This is a genomic window from Streptomyces sp. TP-A0356 (assembly GCF_001417775.1).
In the GTDB taxonomy this organism is placed as follows: Bacteria; Actinomycetota; Actinomycetes; order Streptomycetales; family Streptomycetaceae; genus Streptomyces.
In genome coordinates this window covers 327,494-343,994 of record NZ_BBZJ01000020.1, presented here as the reverse complement: position 1 = coordinate 343,994, position 16,501 = coordinate 327,494, and the positions used below count along the sequence as shown (strand labels likewise).

The window sequence follows — 16,501 nt, the reverse complement described above, 5'->3', positions numbered from 1 at the left end:
ACGCCCGCGTCCGTGCACCGTTCGATGGACATAAGGAAGTACGTACGGTCGTCGCGCAACGTTCGGTTCTGGCCGAGGCTCGTGCGGCCTGCTCGGGCCCGGTGGGGCGGGCAGGACCACGCCGTGGAGACCTTGGGGGCGCCCGCGACGCGCGGCACACGCGCGTGGCGGGCGAAAGTCGGCATCGTCCGGCAGGACGAATCGGCGCCCGCGGGGTTGACAGGCGGGAGCCATGACGAAGGGCCCCGAGCGCGGTGCGCCCAGGGCCCTTCAGGGGCGGATCAGCCGAGCCGTGACTCAAGCTCCGCCACGATCTCGTTCACCCCGATCGCCGTCTGCTCCCCGGACTCCATGTCCTTGAGCTGGACGATCCCCTCGGCGAGGTCGCGTTCGCCGGCGACGATCGTGTAGCGCGCGCCGCTGCGGTTCGCGCTCTTCATCGCGCCCTTGAGGCCCTTGCCGCCGTACGAGAAGTCCGCCGCGATGCCCACCTTGCGCAGCTCGGTGACCTTGGCGAAGAGGATCCGCCGGGCCTCCTCGCCCAGCGGGACCGCGAACACGCTCGTGGACGCGGGGAGTTCGAGCTCGACACCCTCCGCCTCCAGCGCCAGCACCGTGCGGTCGACGCCCAGCGCCCAGCCCACGGACGGCAGCGCGGGTCCGCCGATCATCTCGGACAGACCGTCGTAGCGGCCGCCGCCGCCCACCGCGGACTGGGAGCCCAGACCGTCGTGCACGAACTCGAACGTGGTACGCGTGTAGTAGTCCAGGCCGCGCACCAGCTTCGGGTCGTCCTCGAAGGCCACGCCCGCCGCCGTGATCAGCTCGCGGACCTCCTCGTGGTACGCCTTGCACGCGTCGCACAGGTAGTCGCGCAGCAGCGGGGCGCCCGTCAGCTGCTTCTGGACCGACTCCCGCTTGTCGTCCAGCACCCGCAGCGGGTTGATGTCGACGCGGCGGCGGGTGTCCTCGTCCAGGTCCAGGCCGCGCAGGAAGTCCTGCAGGGCGGCCCGGTAGACCGGGCGGCACTCCTTGTCACCCAGGCTGTTGAGCAGGATGCGGAAGTTCCTCAGGCCCAGAGAGCGGTACGCCTGGTCCGCCAGGATGATCAGCTCGGCGTCGAGCGCGGGGTCCTCCGCGCCGATCGCCTCGGCGCCGACCTGCGAGAAGTGCCGGTAGCGGCCCTTCTGCGGGCGCTCGTAGCGGTAGTACGAGCCCGAGTACCAGAGCTTGACCGGCAGGTTGCCCGCCTTGTGCAGATTGGCCTCCAGGGCGGCGCGCAGCACCGAGGCCGTGCCCTCGGGACGCAGGGCGAGCTTGTCGCCGCCCTTGGTCTCGAAGGCGTACATCTCCTTGGTCACGATGTCGGTGGACTCGCCCACGCCGCGCGCGAACAGCTCGACGTTCTCGAAGCCGGGCGTCTCGATGTAGCCGTAGCCGGAGTTGCGCAGCGGGCCCGCGATCGCCTCGCGCACCGCGAGGTACTTGGCGGACTCGGGCGGGATCAGGTCGTACGTGCCCTTGGGGGCCTTGAAGGTGCTCACGGAAGGTCTCTCGTCACATTCCTCGTCGGGGAGCGTTGTCGACGTTCGCTCCCAGGCCGGCTGCCACCTGCCGCAGATAGGGGTTGGTGGCGCGCTCCTGGCCGATGGTCGTCTGGGGGCCGTGGCCGGACAGCACCACGGTCGAGTCGTCGAGCGGCAGGCACACACGGGCCAGCGAGTCGAGCATCTCGGCCATGTCACCGCCGGGCAGGTCGGTGCGTCCGACGGAGCCGGCGAACAGCAGGTCGCCCGAGAAGAAGACCGACGGGATGTCCGCGGTCTCGGGCAACCGGAAGGTCACCGACCCCTTGGTATGGCCGGGCGCGTGGGCGACGGACAGCTCCAGACCGGCCAGCTCCAGCCTCGTACCGTCGGTGAGCTCCTTGACGTCGTCCGGCTCGCCCACGGTCAACTCACCCATCAGCGGCATCCCGATGGAACGCCCGAGCGCCTTCTCGGGGTCGCTCATCATGTACCGGTCCTCGGGGTGGATCCAGGCCGGCACGCCGTGCGCGCCGCACACCGGGACGACCGAGGCCACATGGTCGATGTGGCCATGGGTGAGGACGACGGCGACGGGCTTGAGCCGATGCTTCTCGAGGGCGTCCTCGACTCCCTGGACGGCCTGGTGGCCCGGGTCGATGATCACGCACTCCTCACCCGTGGCGGGGGCGACCAGGTAACAGTTGGTCCCCCAGGCCCCGGCGGGGAACCCGGCAATCAGCACGATCGTCCTTCGTTGTGTCGTACGGGGGTCACTGGCTGTAGGTCAGAGCCTACCGGCGCTGCCGATTCCTCAGCGAACCCATATACGGTACGGGGCACGCGCATGCGGTCGGCACACCAGCCGCACGCGTACCGGTTGGCGTACGAGACGCATGAGGAGACAACCCCGTGGTCACCCAGGAACAGCGGCGGCGACAGCTCGCCCGGGAGAAGTTCTTGAGGCAGCAGCAGCGGCGCACGGAGGCGCGGCGCAAGGCGCGTGTGCGCAATTCCGTGATCGCGTCGGTCCTCGGTGTGGTTCTGGTGGGCAGCGTGGTGTCGTTCGCGGCTGGAGTCTTCAAGAACGACAAGAAGGCCAACGCGGGCGCGGAGGTGTCCCCGAGCGCCTCGGCGCCGAGCAAGGCTCCGGACCCCTGCCAGAAGCCCGCCGAGGGCAAGGTCAAGTCGCTGAGCTGGAAGAACGAGCCGGCGATGACCATCGACACGTCCGCGAAGTACACGATGAAGCTGGCGACGACGTGCGGTGACATCGGCATCGCACTGAAGACGGACGCCGCCCCGCACACCGTGAACTCGTTCAACTTCCTCGCGGGCCAGGGCTTCTTCGACCACACCAAGTGCCACCGGCTCACCACCAACGGCATCTACGTGCTGCAGTGCGGCGACCCGAAGGGCACCGGCACCGGCGGCCCCGGCTACACCATTCCGGACGAGAACCTCAAGGACGCGAGCCTGAAGGGGAACGTGTATCCGGCGGGCACCATCGCCATGGCGAACACCGGGCAGAAGCACACCGGCGGCAGCCAGTTCTTCCTGGTGTACCAGAACAGTCAGTTGCCGCCCAGCTACACACCGTTCGGGACTGTCGACGCGGCGGGTCTGGCGGTTCTGAAGAAGATCGCGGCCGCCGGCGAGAGCACGGGGGCGGGCGACGGAGCACCGAACGCGACCGTCGTGATCAACAAGGCGACAGTGACGAAATCCTGACCGCCCAACTGCGAAATTTCGGTCGCGCGGGATGCGGACAGCCGCCCCGCCGGTCGCCTATGTTGGCCGTGACGAAACTGTGGACGATGCCGGGGGTGCTGAGGCTCCTCGCAGGCATCATGTGGAGGAGGCGCTGTGAGCAGCGACCCGTGGGGCCGCGTCGACGAGACGGGGACCGTGTACGTGCGAACGGCCGATGGCGAGAAGGTCGTCGGTTCCTGGCAGGCCGGCTCCCCTGAGGAGGCGCTGACCTACTTCGAGCGCAAGTACGAGGGCCTGGTTGTCGAGATCGGACTCCTCGAGAAGCGGGTGCAGACCACCGACCTGTCGGCGAAGGACGCCCAGACTGCCATCGACCACCTGCGGGAGCAGGTGGAGGCGCACCACGCGGTCGGCGACCTCGACGCGCTGCGGGCGCGCCTGGACAAGCTCGTGGAGACCGTCGAGTCGCGCCGCGAGGAGCGCAAGGCGCAGCGCGCCAGGCAGTCCGACGAGGCCCGTCACGCCAAGGAGGCGCTGGTCACCGAGGCGGAGGAGCTGGCGCAGTCCGACCAGTGGCGGGCGGCCGGCGAGCGGCTGCGGGCGCTGGTGGACACCTGGAAGGGTCTGCCGCGGCTCGACCGGAAGTCGGACGACGAGCTGTGGCACCGCTTCTCGCACGCCCGGTCCGCGTTCTCCAAGCGCCGCAAGGCGCACTTCGCCCAGCTCGACGCGCAGCGCGAAGAGGCCCGCAAGACCAAGGAGAAGCTGGTCGCCGAGGCCGAGGCGCTGTCGGCTTCGACGGACTGGGGTCCGACGGCCGCGCGCTACCGCGAGCTGATGGCCGAGTGGAAGTCGGCGGGCCGCGCCCAGCGCGAGCACGAGGACGACCTGTGGAACCGCTTCCGCGGCGCGCAGGACGTGTTCTTCGCCGCCCGTGGCTCGGTCTTCGCGGAGCGGGACGCCGAGCAGGCCGAGAACCTCAAGCTCAAGGAGGAGCTGGCCGCGGAGGCGGAGAAGCTGCTGCCGATCATGGACCTGAGGGCAGCGCGTTCCGCCTTCCGCTCGATCAACGAGCGCTGGGAGGCCATCGGTCATGTGCCGCGCGACGCGCGCCCGAGGATCGAGGGGCGGATGCACGCGGTCGACCGGGCCATCCAGGAGGCCGAGGAGACCGAGTGGCGGCGGACGAACCCGGAGGCACGGGCGCGCGCCGAGGGCCTCACCGGCCAGCTGCAGGCGGCCGTGGACAAGCTGACGGGCCAGATCGAGCAGGCTCGGGCCCAGGGCAACAACGCCAAGGCCGACAAGCTGGAGAAGGAACTGGAGGGCCGCCAGGCGCTCCTGGACCAGGCGCTGAAGGGCCTGCAGGAGTTCGGCGGCTGAACAGCCGTCTCGCCGTGTACGCAAGGGGCTCCCGTACGGTGCGTACGGGAGCCCTTGCCCGTGTGCCGTCGGCGGCTACGACGGCCTGCGGGCCGACGTCACGCGGTACACGTCGTACACGCCCTCCACGCCGCGTACCGCCTTCAGGACGTGGCCCAGGTGTTTCGGGTCGCCCATCTCGAAGGTGAAGCGGGAGGTGGCCACGCGGTCGCGGGACGTCTGGACCGCCGCCGAGAGGATGTTGACGTGCTGGTCGGACAGGACCCGGGTGACATCCGAGAGCAGACGCGAGCGGTCCAGCGCCTCCACCTGGATCGCGACCAGGAAGACCGAGGACTGCGTCGGGGCCCACTCCACGTCGAGGATGCGCTCGGGCTCGCGCGACAGTGACTCCACGTTCACGCAGTCGTTGCGGTGAACCGATACGCCGCTACCGCGTGTCACGAAGCCGATGATGGGGTCGCCGGGGACGGGCGTACAGCAGCGGGCCAGTTTGACCCAGACGTCGTCGACGCCCTTGACGACGACGCCGGGATCCTCCCTGCGGCGCCGCTTGCGGCCGCGGCCCCGCGACGGCGGAACGGCTTCGATCTCCTCGGTGGCCGCCTCCTCGCCGCCGAGCGCCTGCACCAGCTTCTGCACGACGTTCTGCGCGGCGACATGGCCCTCGCCGATCGCCGCGTACAGCGAGGAGATGTCCGGGTAGCGCATCTCGTGGGCGAGGGTCACGAGCGAGTCGCCGGTCAGGATGCGCTGGATGGGCAGGTTCTGCTTGCGCATCGCCCGGGCGATGGCGTCCTTGCCCTGCTCGATGGCCTCGTCGCGCCGCTCCTTGGAGAACCAGGCGCGGATCTTGTTGCGGGCACGCGGCGACTTCACGAAGCCGAGCCAGTCGCGGGACGGGCCCGCGCCGGTCGCCTTGGAGGTGAAGACCTCCACCAGGTCGCCGTTGTCCAGGGTGGATTCCAGTGGGACCAGACGGCCGTTGACCCTGGCCCCTATCGTCCGGTGGCCGACCTCCGTGTGCACCGCGTAGGCGAAGTCGACCGGGGTGGCACCGGCCGGGAGCGCTATGACATCGCCCTTCGGGGTGAAGACGAAGACCTCGTTGCGGGACAGGTCGAAGCGCAGAGACTCCAGGAACTCGCTCGGGTCCTCGGTCTCCTTCTGCCAGTCGAGCAACTGGCGCAGCCACGCCATGTCGTTGACGGCGTCCTTGTCCTTGGCGTTCGAACGAGGCGCGTCCGTACGGATCTTGGAGGCGCCCGCGACGGCCTCCTGCTTGTACTTCCAGTGCGCGGCGATGCCGTACTCGGCGCGGCGGTGCATGTCGAACGTGCGGATCTGGAGTTCGACGGGCTTGCCGTTGGGGCCGATCACCGTCGTGTGCAGCGACTGGTACATGTTGAACTTGGGCATCGCGATGTAGTCCTTGAACCGCCCCGGAACCGGGTTCCAGCGGGCGTGGACCGTGCCCAGGGCCGCGTAGCAGTCGCGGACCGTGTCGACCAGGACCCGGATGCCGACCAGGTCGTAGATCTCCGCGAAGTCCCGGCCGCGGACGATCATCTTCTGGTAGACGCTGTAGTAGTGCTTGGGCCGGCCGGTGACGGTCGCCTTGATACGGGCCGCGCGCAGGTCACCCTGCACCTCGTCGGTCACTATCGCGAGGTACTCGTCGCGCTTGGGGGCGCGCTCGGCCACCAGGCGGACGATCTCGTCGTACATCTTGGGGTAGAGGATCGCGAAGGCGAGGTCCTCCAGCTCCCACTTGATGGTGTTCATGCCCAGCCGGTGGGCGAGCGGCGCGTAGATCTCCAGCGTCTCGCGCGCCTTCTTCTCCTGCTTCTCGCGCTTGAGGTAGCGCATGGTGCGCATGTTGTGCAGGCGGTCGGCGAGCTTGATGACCAGGACGCGGGGGTCCTTGGCCATGGCGACGACCATCTTGCGGACGGTCTCGGCCTGCGCGGCCTCGCCGAACTTGACCTTGTCCAGCTTGGTGACGCCGTCGACGAGGAGCGCGACGGTGTCGCCGAAGTCGCGGCGCAGCTGGTCCAGGCCGTACTCGGTGTCCTCGACGGTGTCGTGCAGGAGCCCCGCCATGAGGGTCGCCGGGTCCATGCCGAGCTCGGCGAGGATGGTGGTGACGGCGAGCGGGTGGGTGATGTACGGGTCGCCGCTCTTGCGCTTCTGGCCGCGGTGCCAGCGCTCGGCGACCTGGTAGGCGCGCTCGATCTGGCGGAGCGTCGACGCGTCGATCTTCGGGTCGTTGCTGCGCACTATCCGCAGCAGGGGTTCGAGGACCGGGTTGTACGGGTTGGCGCGCTGCACGCCCAGCCGGGCCAGGCGGGCGCGGACGCGGTTGGAGGAGCCGGAGCGGGCGGGCGGGGCAGGAGCGGGGCGGACGCCCGGGGCGCGCTCGGGAGCGACCGGCTTGGGGCGCGGCTGTTCGGCCGCCTGGTCGACGGGCGCCGACTGGGCATGCTCGACCGGCTCGTGCGGGGCTTCCTTCGCGTTCCGCGCGGGCTTGGCCGCCGCCTTCGACGTCGGGTCGGGCTTGGCGGCGGTCAGGTGCTGGGCCTCGTCTGCCAAGAGGGCTCCTCGTGCGCGATCCGGGTCCCCCGGTCAGGCTCCGGAAACCCCATGGTAGCGATCCGGGGCTCCGGGCTCGCCTGCAGGCCGCTGAGACGGCCTTCTACGGGAGAAACGCACGGGGCGGGCACAGGATTCCTCCGGGCCCGCCTCACGGTGTCCTGCGGCCGTCACCGGCCTTGCGCGGGGGTGTACCGCGCGGGTCTCAGACCTGAAGCAGCGCCTCCAGCGGCGCACCGTCCAGGGTCGGCTCCAGCCGGTCGCGCCCGCCCAGGAAGCCCAGCTCCATGAGCACGGACACACCGGCGACCTCGGCGCCCGCCCGGCGGATGAGCTGGAGCGACGCCTCGGCGGTGCCACCGGTGGCGAGGACGTCGTCGATCACCATCACCCGGTCGGCCGGGGACAGGTCCTCGGCGTGCACCTCGATCTCGGCGGAACCGTACTCCAGGTCGTACGCCTGCCTGAGGGTGGCTCCGGGGAGCTTGCCCGCCTTGCGCACGGGGATGAAGCCCACGCCCGCGCGGACGGCGACCGGGGCGCCGAGGATGAAGCCCCGGGCCTCCAGGCCGACGATCTTCGTCGCACCGTGCCGCACGGTCAGCTCCGCCAGCGTGCCGGTGAGTGCGGTGAACGCCGCCGGGTCCGCGAGCAGCGGGGTGATGTCCTTGAACATCACGCCCGGCTCCGGGTAGTCGGGCACATCGCGGATGCGGCTGAGCAGGAGTTCCCTTATGTCCGTCATCGACGCTTCCCCGAGGGTCGGCCGCGGCCGCGGTTGCGGGACGCGGGCTGGCTGCGCTGACCGACGACCGCGGCCGCGGCGTCCTGCGGCTCGTCCTCGCCCGATCCGTCGTCGGTCCGCGCCGCGACGAGGCCGTCCTCGGTGGCGGCCTGCGCACGCTTGGCCAGGACGCGCTTCCTGAGGGCCTTCATCTGCGGCTCGCGCTCCTTGAGGTCGGCGACGAGCGGTGTGGCGATGAAGATCGAGGAGTAGGCACCGGCCGCGAGGCCGACGAACAGCGACAGCGAGATGTCGTTGAGCATGCCGGCGCCGAGGACGCCGCCACCGATGAACAGCAGGCCCCCCACCGGCAGCAGCGCGACCACCGTGGTGTTGATGGAGCGGACCAGGGTGCTGTTGATCGAGCGGTTGGCGACGTCGCTGTAGGTCCAGCGGCTCTGCTTGGTGAGGTCCTTCGTCTGCTCCTTGAGGCTGTCGAAGACGACGACCGTGTCGTAGAGCGAGTAACCGAGGATCGTCAGCAGACCGATCACGGTGCCGGGCGTGACCTCGAAGCCGACGAGGGCGTAGATGCCGGTCGTGATGGTGATGTCGTGGACCAGGGCGACGAGCGCGGCGATGGCCATGCGCCATTCGAAGGCGATCGCCAGGTAGATCACGACCAGCACCATGAAGATCGCCAGGCCTTCCCAGGCCTTGTTGGCGATCTGCTGGCCCCAGCTGGGGCCGACCAGGTCGGCGTTGATCTTCTCGGGGCCGACGTTCAGGTCCTTGGCCAGCGCGTCCTTGATCTGGTCGGACTTGCCGGTGTCGATCCCGGCGATCTGGATCCGCAGGCCGCCCGAGCCGAGCTTCTGGACCACGGCCGTGTGACCGGAGGCCTCCTGGGCGTAGGACTCGGCCTGGGCCACCGAGACGTTCGTCCTCGGAGTGGTGAGGACCGCCCCGCCCTGGAACTCGATGCCCATGTTCAGGCCCCGCACCGCCAGGCCGAGGATGGCCGTGATGGTGATCAGGATGGAGATGCCGTACCAGATCTTGCGGTTGCCGACGAAGTCGTAACCGACCTCGCCGCGGTGCAGTCGGGCGCCGAGGTTGCCGAGCTTCGACATCTCACGCCTCCTTCGTCTCGACGGGGGCGGAGGGACGGCGGGTGCGCCGCAGCGGAGGCTTGGCACCCAGTCGCTTCGGATCGAGGCCGGACCAGCGGTGGCCGCTCGCGTAGAACTTCCGGCGGGCCAGGAGCGTCAGCAGCGGCTTGGTGAAGAGGAACACCACCACCACGTCGAGCAGGGTGGTCAGACCGAGCGTGAACGCGAAGCCCTGCACCTTGCCGACGGTGACGATGAAGAGCACGGCGGCGGCGAGGAAGGACACGAAGTCGGAGACCAGGATGGTGCGCCGGGCGCGCGGCCAGGCCCGCTCCACGGCGGGGCGCAGGGAGCGGCCCTCCCGGATCTCGTCCCGGACGCGTTCGAAGTACACGATGAACGAGTCCGCCGTGATGCCGATCGCGACGATGGCACCGCACACGGCGGGCAGGTTCAGCGCGAAGTGGATCGTCGGGCCGAGCAGCGACATGATCACGTAGGTGAGGACCGCGGAGACCAGGAGGGACGCCACGGCGATGATCGACAGGCCGCGGTAGTAGACGACCAGGTAGATCACGACCAGGGCCAGGCCGATGGCACCGGCGATCAGACCGGCGTGCAGCTGCTCACCGCCGAGCGCGGCGGTCACCGTGGTGACGCTCTGCTCCTTGAAGGAGAGGGGCAGCGCACCGTACGACAGCATGTTGGAGAGGCCCTGGGCCTCCTGCTGGGTGAAGCTGCCGGAGATCTCCGCGCTGCCGCCGGTGATCGCCGTCCGGACGTACGGGTGGGAGACGACCTGGTCGTCGAGGACGATCGCGAACTCGTTCTGCGGTGAGGTCATCTGGGAGAGCTTGCCGGTGACGTCGGCGAACTTCTTGGAGCCGGTGGAGTTGAAGTTCATCTGGACCTGCCAGCCCGAGGCGCCCTGGGTGTCGTAGACGGCCTGGGCCTTCGAGACCTCCGTGCCGTCGACCGCGACCGGGCCGAGCAGGAACTTGGTCCACACCGTGCCGTCCTTGCCACAGGCGACGGTGGTCTCACCGGTCTTGGCGCCCTTGCCCGCCGTGGCGCGCTGCTCGGGGTTGGCGCAGTCGAGGGCGGCGTACTGGGCCTGGACCCCACCGCCCGCACTGCCGGAGCCGCTCGCGGACGGCGAGGCGCTGGTGGAGGCCTTGGGGGACGCCTTGGCGGACGCGGAGCCGCTCGCGGACGGCGTGGCACCGGCCTTCAGCGCGTCGGTGACTGCGCGGCCCTGCGAGGTCGCCGAGGCCGTGGGGCTGGCGGAGGCCTTCGGGCTGGCGGAGCCGGACGTCGCCTTCTGCGCGCCGGACGAGTTGGACGGGCTCGGCGAGGCGCTGCTGCCCGCGCTGGAGCCGGCGCTCGGGCTGGCCGAGGACGCGGCGCCCGAGGCCTGGCGCATCAGGACCGGACGGAAGTAGAGCTTGGCGGTGGTGCCGACCTGGTCCCGGGCTTCCTTCGAGTTGGAGCCCCGGGGGATGTTGACGATGATGTTGCGATCGCCCTGGGTCTGGACCTCCGCCTCGGACACGCCCAGACCGTTGACCCGGCGGTTCATGATCTCGACCGCGGTGTCCATGTTGGTCTTGTTGATCGCGTTGGGCTGGCCGGGCTCGTTGACCGCCTCCAGCGTGATGCTCGTACCGCCGGCGAGGTCGATACCGAGACGCGGAGTGGTGTGTCCCGAGGCGAACATTCCCCCGGTGAGCGCCACGATGGCGATCAGGATGAGGGCCAGTGCGCGCCCCGGCCTGCTCTGGGCGCTGGCGCTCCGGCCCTTCTTCGGTGCTGCCACCTTCTCGTACTCCCTCTCGGGCCGCCCGGCACCGGATGTGCGCGCGGGCGGCCATGGCATGGTGTCGGGACTCCGTGCGAGAGACACACGTCCCGGGAGGCATGTGGCGCGGGCGGTCGCGATCCGCGCCGTGCTCCCGGGGCGTGACTACTTCGCTTCGGACTCGCCGTCGGTCTTCGTCGGCTCTGCTTCGCCGGCCTTCACGTCGGTCACCTCGCCGGCCGCTTCGGCCGTGTCCTTCTTGCCGAGGTCGACGGCCTTGTCGTCGGAGGCGTCGGAAGGGGCGTCGGAGTGGGCGTCGGCGGCGCGCTCGTCGGTCTTCGAGAGATCGGTCTTCGTGAGATCGGTCTCCGTGAGATCGGTCTCCGTGAGAGAGGAGGCGTCGTCCGGCACGACGGCGCCCTCGCCCTTCAGCTCGTGCTCGATGCCGTGGACGATGCGGTTGTACTCGTCGTCGGAGAGGACGGCGCCGATCGCGTTCTTCGCGAAGAGCAGGTCCACGCCCGGGCCCGCGTCCAGGAGGACCGTGTCCTCGTGGACCTCCTTGACCGTCGCGTACATACCCCCGATCGTGCGCACGCCGCTGCCGGGCTGCATCTCGTTGCGCATCTGCGCGGCCTTCTGCTGCTTCTTCTTGGCCGAGCGCGTCATCAGGAACATCGCCGCGATGAGCACGATGAACGGGAGGAGGGTCACGATATTCACGGGACGGAGTTTCCTTCGCACGACCGCTCGATCGGCGGCCTGGTGGATGGGGGTGGTCGGCACCGCCCACAAGGGCGGCATCGGCGGAGTCTAAGCGAGTCCGCACACATGGAACAACGCTCAGCATGGCACCCGGGTTCCTGCTGATGCGAGTCCCGCGCCGTCACGCCCCGAACAGGTCCTGTTGTCCGTTTCCGCCGGTCGCCCCGCGTGGCGCGGTCAGGCCGAGGTGCGCCCAGGCCGCCGGGGTCGCCACACGGCCGCGCGGTGTACGGGCCAGCAGCCCCTCCCTGACCAGGAAGGGCTCGGCGACCTCCTCCACGGTCTCACGCTCCTCCCCCACCGCGACGGCGAGCGTGGACAGGCCGACGGGACCGCCGCCGAACAGCTTGAGCAGGGCCTCCAGCACCGCTCGGTCCAGGCGGTCGAGGCCGCGGGCGTCGACCTCGTAGACACCGAGCGCGACCGCGGCGATCTCGCGCGTGATCACTCCGTCGGCCTTGACCTGCGCATAGTCCCGGACGCGGCGCAGCAGACGGTTGGCGATCCGGGGCGTGCCCCGGGAGCGGCCGGCGATCTCGGCGGCGCCGGCGGAGTCGATCTCGACGTCGAGGAGGTGCGCCGAGCGGTGGATCACGCGCTCCAGCTCGGCGGGCTCGTAGAACTCCATGTGGCCGGTGAAGCCGAAGCGGTCGCGCAGCGGGGGCGGCAGCAGGCCCGCCCGGGTGGTGGCGCCCACCAGGGTGAACGGCGGCAGCTCGAGGGGGATGGCGGTGGCGCCGGGGCCTTTGCCGACGATCACGTCGACGCGGAAGTCCTCCATCGCCATGTACAGCATCTCCTCGGCGGGCCGGGACATGCGGTGGATCTCGTCGAGGAAGAGGACCTCGCCCTCCTGGAGGGAGGAGAGGATCGCTGCGAGGTCGCCCGCGTGCTGGATGGCGGGGCCGCTGGTGATGCGGATGGGGGCGCCCATCTCGGCAGCGATGATCATCGACAGCGTCGTCTTGCCGAGACCGGGGGCGCCGGACAGGAGCACATGGTCGGCGGTGGCGCCCCGGGCGCGGGCCGCGCGCAGGACCAGGTCGAGCTGCTCGCGGACCTTCTCCTGGCCGATGAACTCGTCCAGGTCCTTGGGGCGCAGGGCGGCCTCGACGGCCTGGTCCTCACGGTCGGCGGACGAGCCGACGAGCCGCTCGGGGGCGGGGGTGCCGGTCGTGTCGTCCCAGTTCATTGCGTGTGCCTCGGGGTCGCGGTCGGTTGGGGTCGTACGGGGGCGGGGTGAGGCCGGCGGGCCGTGACCCGCGGCCCGGCTCGGCGCCCCTCGGTCAGCGCGCTCTGTTCAGGGTCTGCAGGGCCGCCTTGAGCAGTGCGCCCACCTGCGGCGTGCCCCCGGCGGCCGTGGCCTGCGGTGCGACGGCGGCGACGGCCTCGTCCGCCTCGCGGGTGGCGTACCCGAGGCCGATCAGGGCGGCGTGCAGCTGGTCGCGCCAGCCGGAGGTGACCGGTGCGCCGACGACGGGAGCGCCGGCCGGCTCGCCCAGGCGGTCCTTCAGCTCCAGGAGCAGCCGCTGGGCGCCCTTCTTGCCGATGCCGGGGACGGCCATGAGCGCCTTCTCGTCACCGGTCGCCACGGCACGGCGCAGGGCGTCCGGGGTGTGCACGGCCAGCATCGACTGGGCCAGCCGGGGGCCGACGCCGCTCGCGGTCTGCAGCAGCTCGAACACCTGGCGCTCGTCGTCGTCCGCGAACCCGTACAGCGTCAGCGAGTCCTCGCGGACCACCAGAGAGGTGGCGAGCTTGGCGGGCCGTCCGATCCGCAGCGCGGAGAGGGTGTTCGGCGCGCACTGGACGGCGATGCCGATACCGCCCACCTCGACCACGGCGGCGTCCGGGGCGAGGGCGGCGACCGGGCCGCTGACGAAGGCGATCATGCGGTACGGCCTTTCGATGTGTGCAGGGCGACGGCCTGCTGGAGTCGGTTCTGGGCGGGCGCGCGCCAGATGTGGCAGATCGCGAGGGCGAGGGCGTCCGCCGCGTCGGCGGGTCTGGGCGGGGCGTCGAGCCGGAGCAGCCGGGTGACCATGGCGCCGACCTGCGCCTTGTCGGCGCGGCCGGTACCGGTGACGGCGGCCTTGACCTCGCTGGGGGTGTGCAGGGCGACGGGGATCCCGCGGCGGGCGGCGCACAGCATGGCGACGGCGCTGGCCTGGGCGGTGCCCATGACCGTGCGTACGTTGTGCTGGCTGAAGACCCGCTCCACGGCGACGCACTCGGGCCGGTGCTCGTCCAGCCACTGCTCCACGCCCTGCTCGACGGCGACGAGGCGGTGGCCGAGGTCGGCGTCCACGGGCGTACGGACGACGCCGACGCCGAGCATGGTCAGGGGCCTTCCGGGCACGCCCTCGACCACACCGACACCGCACCGCGTCAGCCCCGGGTCCACCCCCAGTACACGCACGCGCGTCCCCCTCCCTTCGATCGCCTGTTTGTGCAGGCTATCGGGTGCCACTGACAGAGCGACGGGCCGACGGGGTGTGTCCCGTCGGCCCGTCGAGTCCACGTGGGGTTACGCGTCGACCTTCTCCATGACCTCGTCGCTGACGTCGAAGTTGGCGAAGACGTTCTGTACGTCATCGCTGTCCTCCAGCGCGTCGATCAGCTTGAAGATCTTCTTGGCGCCCTCCTCGTCCAGCTCGACCTGGACGGACGGCACGAAGTTGGCCTCGGCGGAGTCGTAGTCGATGCCGGCCCCCTGGAGGGCGGTGCGCACCGCTACCAGGTCGGTGGCCTCGCTGATCACCTCGAAGGACTCACCGAGGTCGTTGACCTCCTCGGCGCCCGCGTCGAGCACGGCACCCAGGACGTCGTCCTCGGTCAGCTCGCCCTTGGGGACGATCACGACGCCCTTGCGGCTGAACATGTACGAGACGGAGCCGGGGTCGGCCATGGAGCCGCCGTTGCGGGTCATGGCGACGCGGACGTCGGAGGCGGCGCGGTTGCGGTTGTCGGTGAGGCACTCGATGAGCACAGCGACGCCGTTCGGACCGTAGCCCTCGTACATGATCGTCTCGTAGTCGGCGCCACCGGCCTCAAGGCCGGCCCCGCGCTTGATCGCCGAGTCGATGTTCTTGTTCGGCACCGACTGCTTCTTCGCCTTCTGCACGGCGTCGTACAGCGTCGGGTTGCCCTCCACGTCGGCGCCGCCCATGCGCGCCGCGACCTCGACGTTCTTGATCAGCTTCGCGAAGAGCTTGCCGCGCTTGGCGTCGATCACGGCCTTCTTGTGCTTCGTCGTGGCCCATTTAGAGTGGCCGGACATCTGCCTGTCTCCTTCGCGTAACCCATCTCTGCAACGAACGCCAGAGATCCTACAAGGACTACGGTGTCCGGTCGGCGCGCACCATGTCCACGAACAGGGCGTGCACGCGGTGGTCGCCGGTCAGTTCCGGGTGGAACGACGTGGCCAGCGCGTTGCCCTGGCGTACGGCGACGATGTGACCGTCGTACTCGGCGAGCACCTCGGCCCCGGCCCCGACGGACTCGACCCAGGGGGCGCGGATGAAGACGCCCTCTACAGGATCGCCCTCCACCCCCCTGACGTCGACCGTCGCCTCGAAGGACTCGTTCTGGCGCCCGAAGGCGTTGCGGCGCACGATCATGTCGATGCCGCCGACGGTCTCCTGGCCCGAGCGCGGGTCGAGGATCTTGTCGGCGAGCATGATCATGCCCGCGCAGGTTCCGTAGACGGGCATGCCGCCGCGCACGCGCGCGCGGAGGGGTTCCATCACTCCGAAGAGGACGGCCAGCTTGGAGATGGTGGTGGACTCGCCGCCGGGGATGACGAGGCCGTCGACCTCGGCGAGCTCTTCGGGGCGCCGCACCGGCCTGGCCACGGCGTCGGCCGCGGCCAGGGCGATGAGGTGCTCCCGTACGTCGCCCTGGAGGGCCAGGACGCCTATGACGGGTGCGTCAGTCATGTGTACGTGCAGTCCTCGGGGTGGCTTACCAGCCGCGGTTGGCGTAGCGCTGGGCCTCGGGCAGGGTGTCGCAGTTGATGCCGACCATGGCCTCGCCGAGGTTGCGGGACGCGTCCGCGATGATCTTGGGGTCGTCGTAGAAGGTGGTGGCCTTCACGATGGCGGCGGCGCGCTTGGCCGGGTCGCCGGACTTGAAGATGCCGGAACCGACGAAGACGCCCTCGGCGCCGAGCTGGCGCATCAGGGCGGCGTCGGCGGGCGTGGCGACGCCACCGGCGGAGAACAGCACGACCGGGAGCTTGCCGAGCTCGGCGACCTCCCTGACCAGCTCGTACGGGGCGCGCAGCTCCTTGGCGGCGGCATACAGCTCGTGGTTGTCCAGGCCGCGCAGACGGGCGATGTCGCCCTTGATCTGGCGCAGGTGACGGACGGCCTCGACGACGTTGCCGGTACCGGCCTCGCCCTTGGAACGGATCATGGCGGCGCCCTCGGCGATGCGGCGCAGGGCCTCGCCCAGGTTGGTGGCGCCACAGACGAACGGCGTGGTGAAGGCCCACTTGTCGGAGTGGTTGACCTCGTCGGCCGGGGTCAGGACCTCGGACTCGTCGATGTAGTCGACGCCGAGGGACTGCAGGACCTGCGCCTCGACGAAGTGGCCGATGCGCGACTTGGCCATCACCGGGATGGAGACGGCGTCGATGATGCCCTCGATCATGTCCGGGTCGGACATGCGGGCCACCCCGCCGTCCTTGCGGATGTCGGCCGGGACCCGCTCCAGAGCCATGACGGCGACGGCGCCCGCGTCCTCGGCGATCTTCGCCTGCTCCGGCGTGACGACGTCCATGATCACGCCGCCCTTGAGCTGCTCGGCCATGCCGCGCTTGACGCGGGCGGTGCCGGTCTCGGGGGTCTGGGGGGTGGAGAGCGTGCTGGACACGGGTTGGACCTCA

Annotated in this window: 15 protein-coding genes; 2 read left to right on the top strand and 13 right to left on the bottom strand. The window is 70.3% G+C overall.

Translation table 11 applies throughout. The features are described 5' to 3' along the window. Window positions 1–281: 281 nt before the first annotated feature. The gene (gene hisS / locus ASC56_RS20200; RefSeq protein WP_055492864.1) at window positions 282–1,544 is read right to left on the bottom strand and encodes a histidine--tRNA ligase; all 1,263 of its coding nucleotides are present in this window, start codon (window positions 1,542–1,544) and stop codon (window positions 282–284) included. Between the two features lie 13 nt (window positions 1,545–1,557). Further along, a complete protein-coding gene (locus ASC56_RS20195; RefSeq protein ID WP_055492863.1) occupies window positions 1,558–2,271 on the bottom strand; it encodes an MBL fold metallo-hydrolase in 714 nt (237 codons plus the stop codon). Between the two features lie 167 nt (window positions 2,272–2,438). Here ASC56_RS20195 and ASC56_RS20190 point away from each other — a divergent pair, with 167 nt between their 5' ends. Then, on the top strand, window positions 2,439–3,257 hold the full coding sequence (locus ASC56_RS20190; RefSeq protein WP_055492862.1) for a peptidylprolyl isomerase: 819 nt from the start codon (window positions 2,439–2,441) through the stop codon (window positions 3,255–3,257). Window positions 3,258–3,392: 135 nt separating this feature from the next. Beyond that, window positions 3,393–4,622, top strand: a complete 1,230-nt coding sequence (locus ASC56_RS20185; RefSeq protein WP_055492861.1) for a DUF349 domain-containing protein — start codon at window positions 3,393–3,395, stop codon at window positions 4,620–4,622. Between the two features lie 75 nt (window positions 4,623–4,697). On the opposite strand, the gene ASC56_RS20180 is transcribed toward ASC56_RS20185, so the two are convergent. The 11 genes from ASC56_RS20180 to pdxS all read right to left on the bottom strand — a co-directional run bounded on the left by ASC56_RS20180 (window position 4,698) and on the right by pdxS (window position 16,488). Then, window positions 4,698–7,214 carry a bifunctional (p)ppGpp synthetase/guanosine-3',5'-bis(diphosphate) 3'-pyrophosphohydrolase gene (locus tag ASC56_RS20180; RefSeq protein WP_055492860.1) on the bottom strand — a complete coding sequence of 839 codons (2,517 nt, stop codon included), beginning with the start codon at window positions 7,212–7,214 and terminating at the stop codon, window positions 4,698–4,700. Window positions 7,215–7,419: 205 nt separating this feature from the next. Further along, window positions 7,420–7,959 (bottom strand): adenine phosphoribosyltransferase, encoded by a 540-nt coding sequence (locus tag ASC56_RS20175; RefSeq protein WP_055492859.1) that lies wholly within the window; start codon window positions 7,957–7,959, stop codon window positions 7,420–7,422. Next, window positions 7,956–9,071, bottom strand: coding sequence for a protein translocase subunit SecF (secF, locus tag ASC56_RS20170; protein ID WP_055492858.1), 1,116 nt, complete (start codon window positions 9,069–9,071; stop codon window positions 7,956–7,958). The genes ASC56_RS20175 and secF overlap by 4 nt, the downstream gene beginning before the upstream one ends. Window position 9,072: 1 nt before the next feature. Continuing rightward, window positions 9,073–10,866 carry a protein translocase subunit SecD gene (gene secD / locus ASC56_RS20165; RefSeq protein ID WP_055493009.1) on the bottom strand — a complete coding sequence of 598 codons (1,794 nt, stop codon included), beginning with the start codon at window positions 10,864–10,866 and terminating at the stop codon, window positions 9,073–9,075. Between the two features lie 147 nt (window positions 10,867–11,013). Then, a complete protein-coding gene (gene yajC / locus ASC56_RS20160) occupies window positions 11,014–11,571 on the bottom strand; it encodes a preprotein translocase subunit YajC (protein ID WP_055492857.1) in 558 nt (185 codons plus the stop codon). A gap of 163 nt (window positions 11,572–11,734) precedes the next feature. Next, window positions 11,735–12,805 carry a Holliday junction branch migration DNA helicase RuvB gene (gene ruvB, locus ASC56_RS20155; RefSeq protein ID WP_055492856.1) on the bottom strand — a complete coding sequence of 357 codons (1,071 nt, stop codon included), beginning with the start codon at window positions 12,803–12,805 and terminating at the stop codon, window positions 11,735–11,737. A 94-nt stretch (window positions 12,806–12,899) separates the two neighbouring features. Next, complete coding sequence (gene ruvA, locus ASC56_RS20150) at window positions 12,900–13,505, bottom strand: Holliday junction branch migration protein RuvA (RefSeq protein ID WP_055492855.1); 606 nt, start codon at window positions 13,503–13,505, stop codon at window positions 12,900–12,902. Beyond that, complete coding sequence (gene ruvC / locus ASC56_RS20145) at window positions 13,502–14,032, bottom strand: crossover junction endodeoxyribonuclease RuvC (protein WP_055492854.1); 531 nt, start codon at window positions 14,030–14,032, stop codon at window positions 13,502–13,504. The genes ruvA and ruvC overlap by 4 nt, the downstream gene beginning before the upstream one ends. Before the next feature lie 108 nt (window positions 14,033–14,140). Next, the gene (locus tag ASC56_RS20140; protein WP_055492853.1) at window positions 14,141–14,893 is read right to left on the bottom strand and encodes a YebC/PmpR family DNA-binding transcriptional regulator; all 753 of its coding nucleotides are present in this window, start codon (window positions 14,891–14,893) and stop codon (window positions 14,141–14,143) included. A gap of 58 nt (window positions 14,894–14,951) precedes the next feature. Beyond that, entirely contained in the window at window positions 14,952–15,551 is a 600-nt protein-coding gene (gene pdxT, locus ASC56_RS20135) for a pyridoxal 5'-phosphate synthase glutaminase subunit PdxT (protein ID WP_055492852.1), read from the bottom strand. Window positions 15,552–15,576: 25 nt separating this feature from the next. Continuing rightward, complete coding sequence (pdxS, locus tag ASC56_RS20130) at window positions 15,577–16,488, bottom strand: pyridoxal 5'-phosphate synthase lyase subunit PdxS (protein WP_055492851.1); 912 nt, start codon at window positions 16,486–16,488, stop codon at window positions 15,577–15,579. Window positions 16,489–16,501: the final 13 nt, after the last annotated feature.

Excerpts from the sequence above, each read along its gene's own strand:
- ASC56_RS20175 (WP_055492859.1), bottom strand. The coding sequence starts at position 7,959 with ATGACGGACATAAGGGAACTCCTGCTCAGCCGCATCCGCGATGTGCCC.
- secF (WP_055492858.1), bottom strand. The coding sequence starts at position 9,071 with ATGTCGAAGCTCGGCAACCTCGGCGCCCGACTGCACCGCGGCGAGGTC.
- pdxT (WP_055492852.1), bottom strand. The coding sequence starts at position 15,551 with ATGACTGACGCACCCGTCATAGGCGTCCTGGCCCTCCAGGGCGACGTA.
- ASC56_RS20140 (WP_055492853.1), bottom strand. The coding sequence starts at position 14,893 with ATGTCCGGCCACTCTAAATGGGCCACGACGAAGCACAAGAAGGCCGTG.
- ruvA (WP_055492855.1), bottom strand. The coding sequence starts at position 13,505 with ATGATCGCCTTCGTCAGCGGCCCGGTCGCCGCCCTCGCCCCGGACGCC.
- ruvB (WP_055492856.1), bottom strand. The coding sequence starts at position 12,805 with ATGAACTGGGACGACACGACCGGCACCCCCGCCCCCGAGCGGCTCGTC.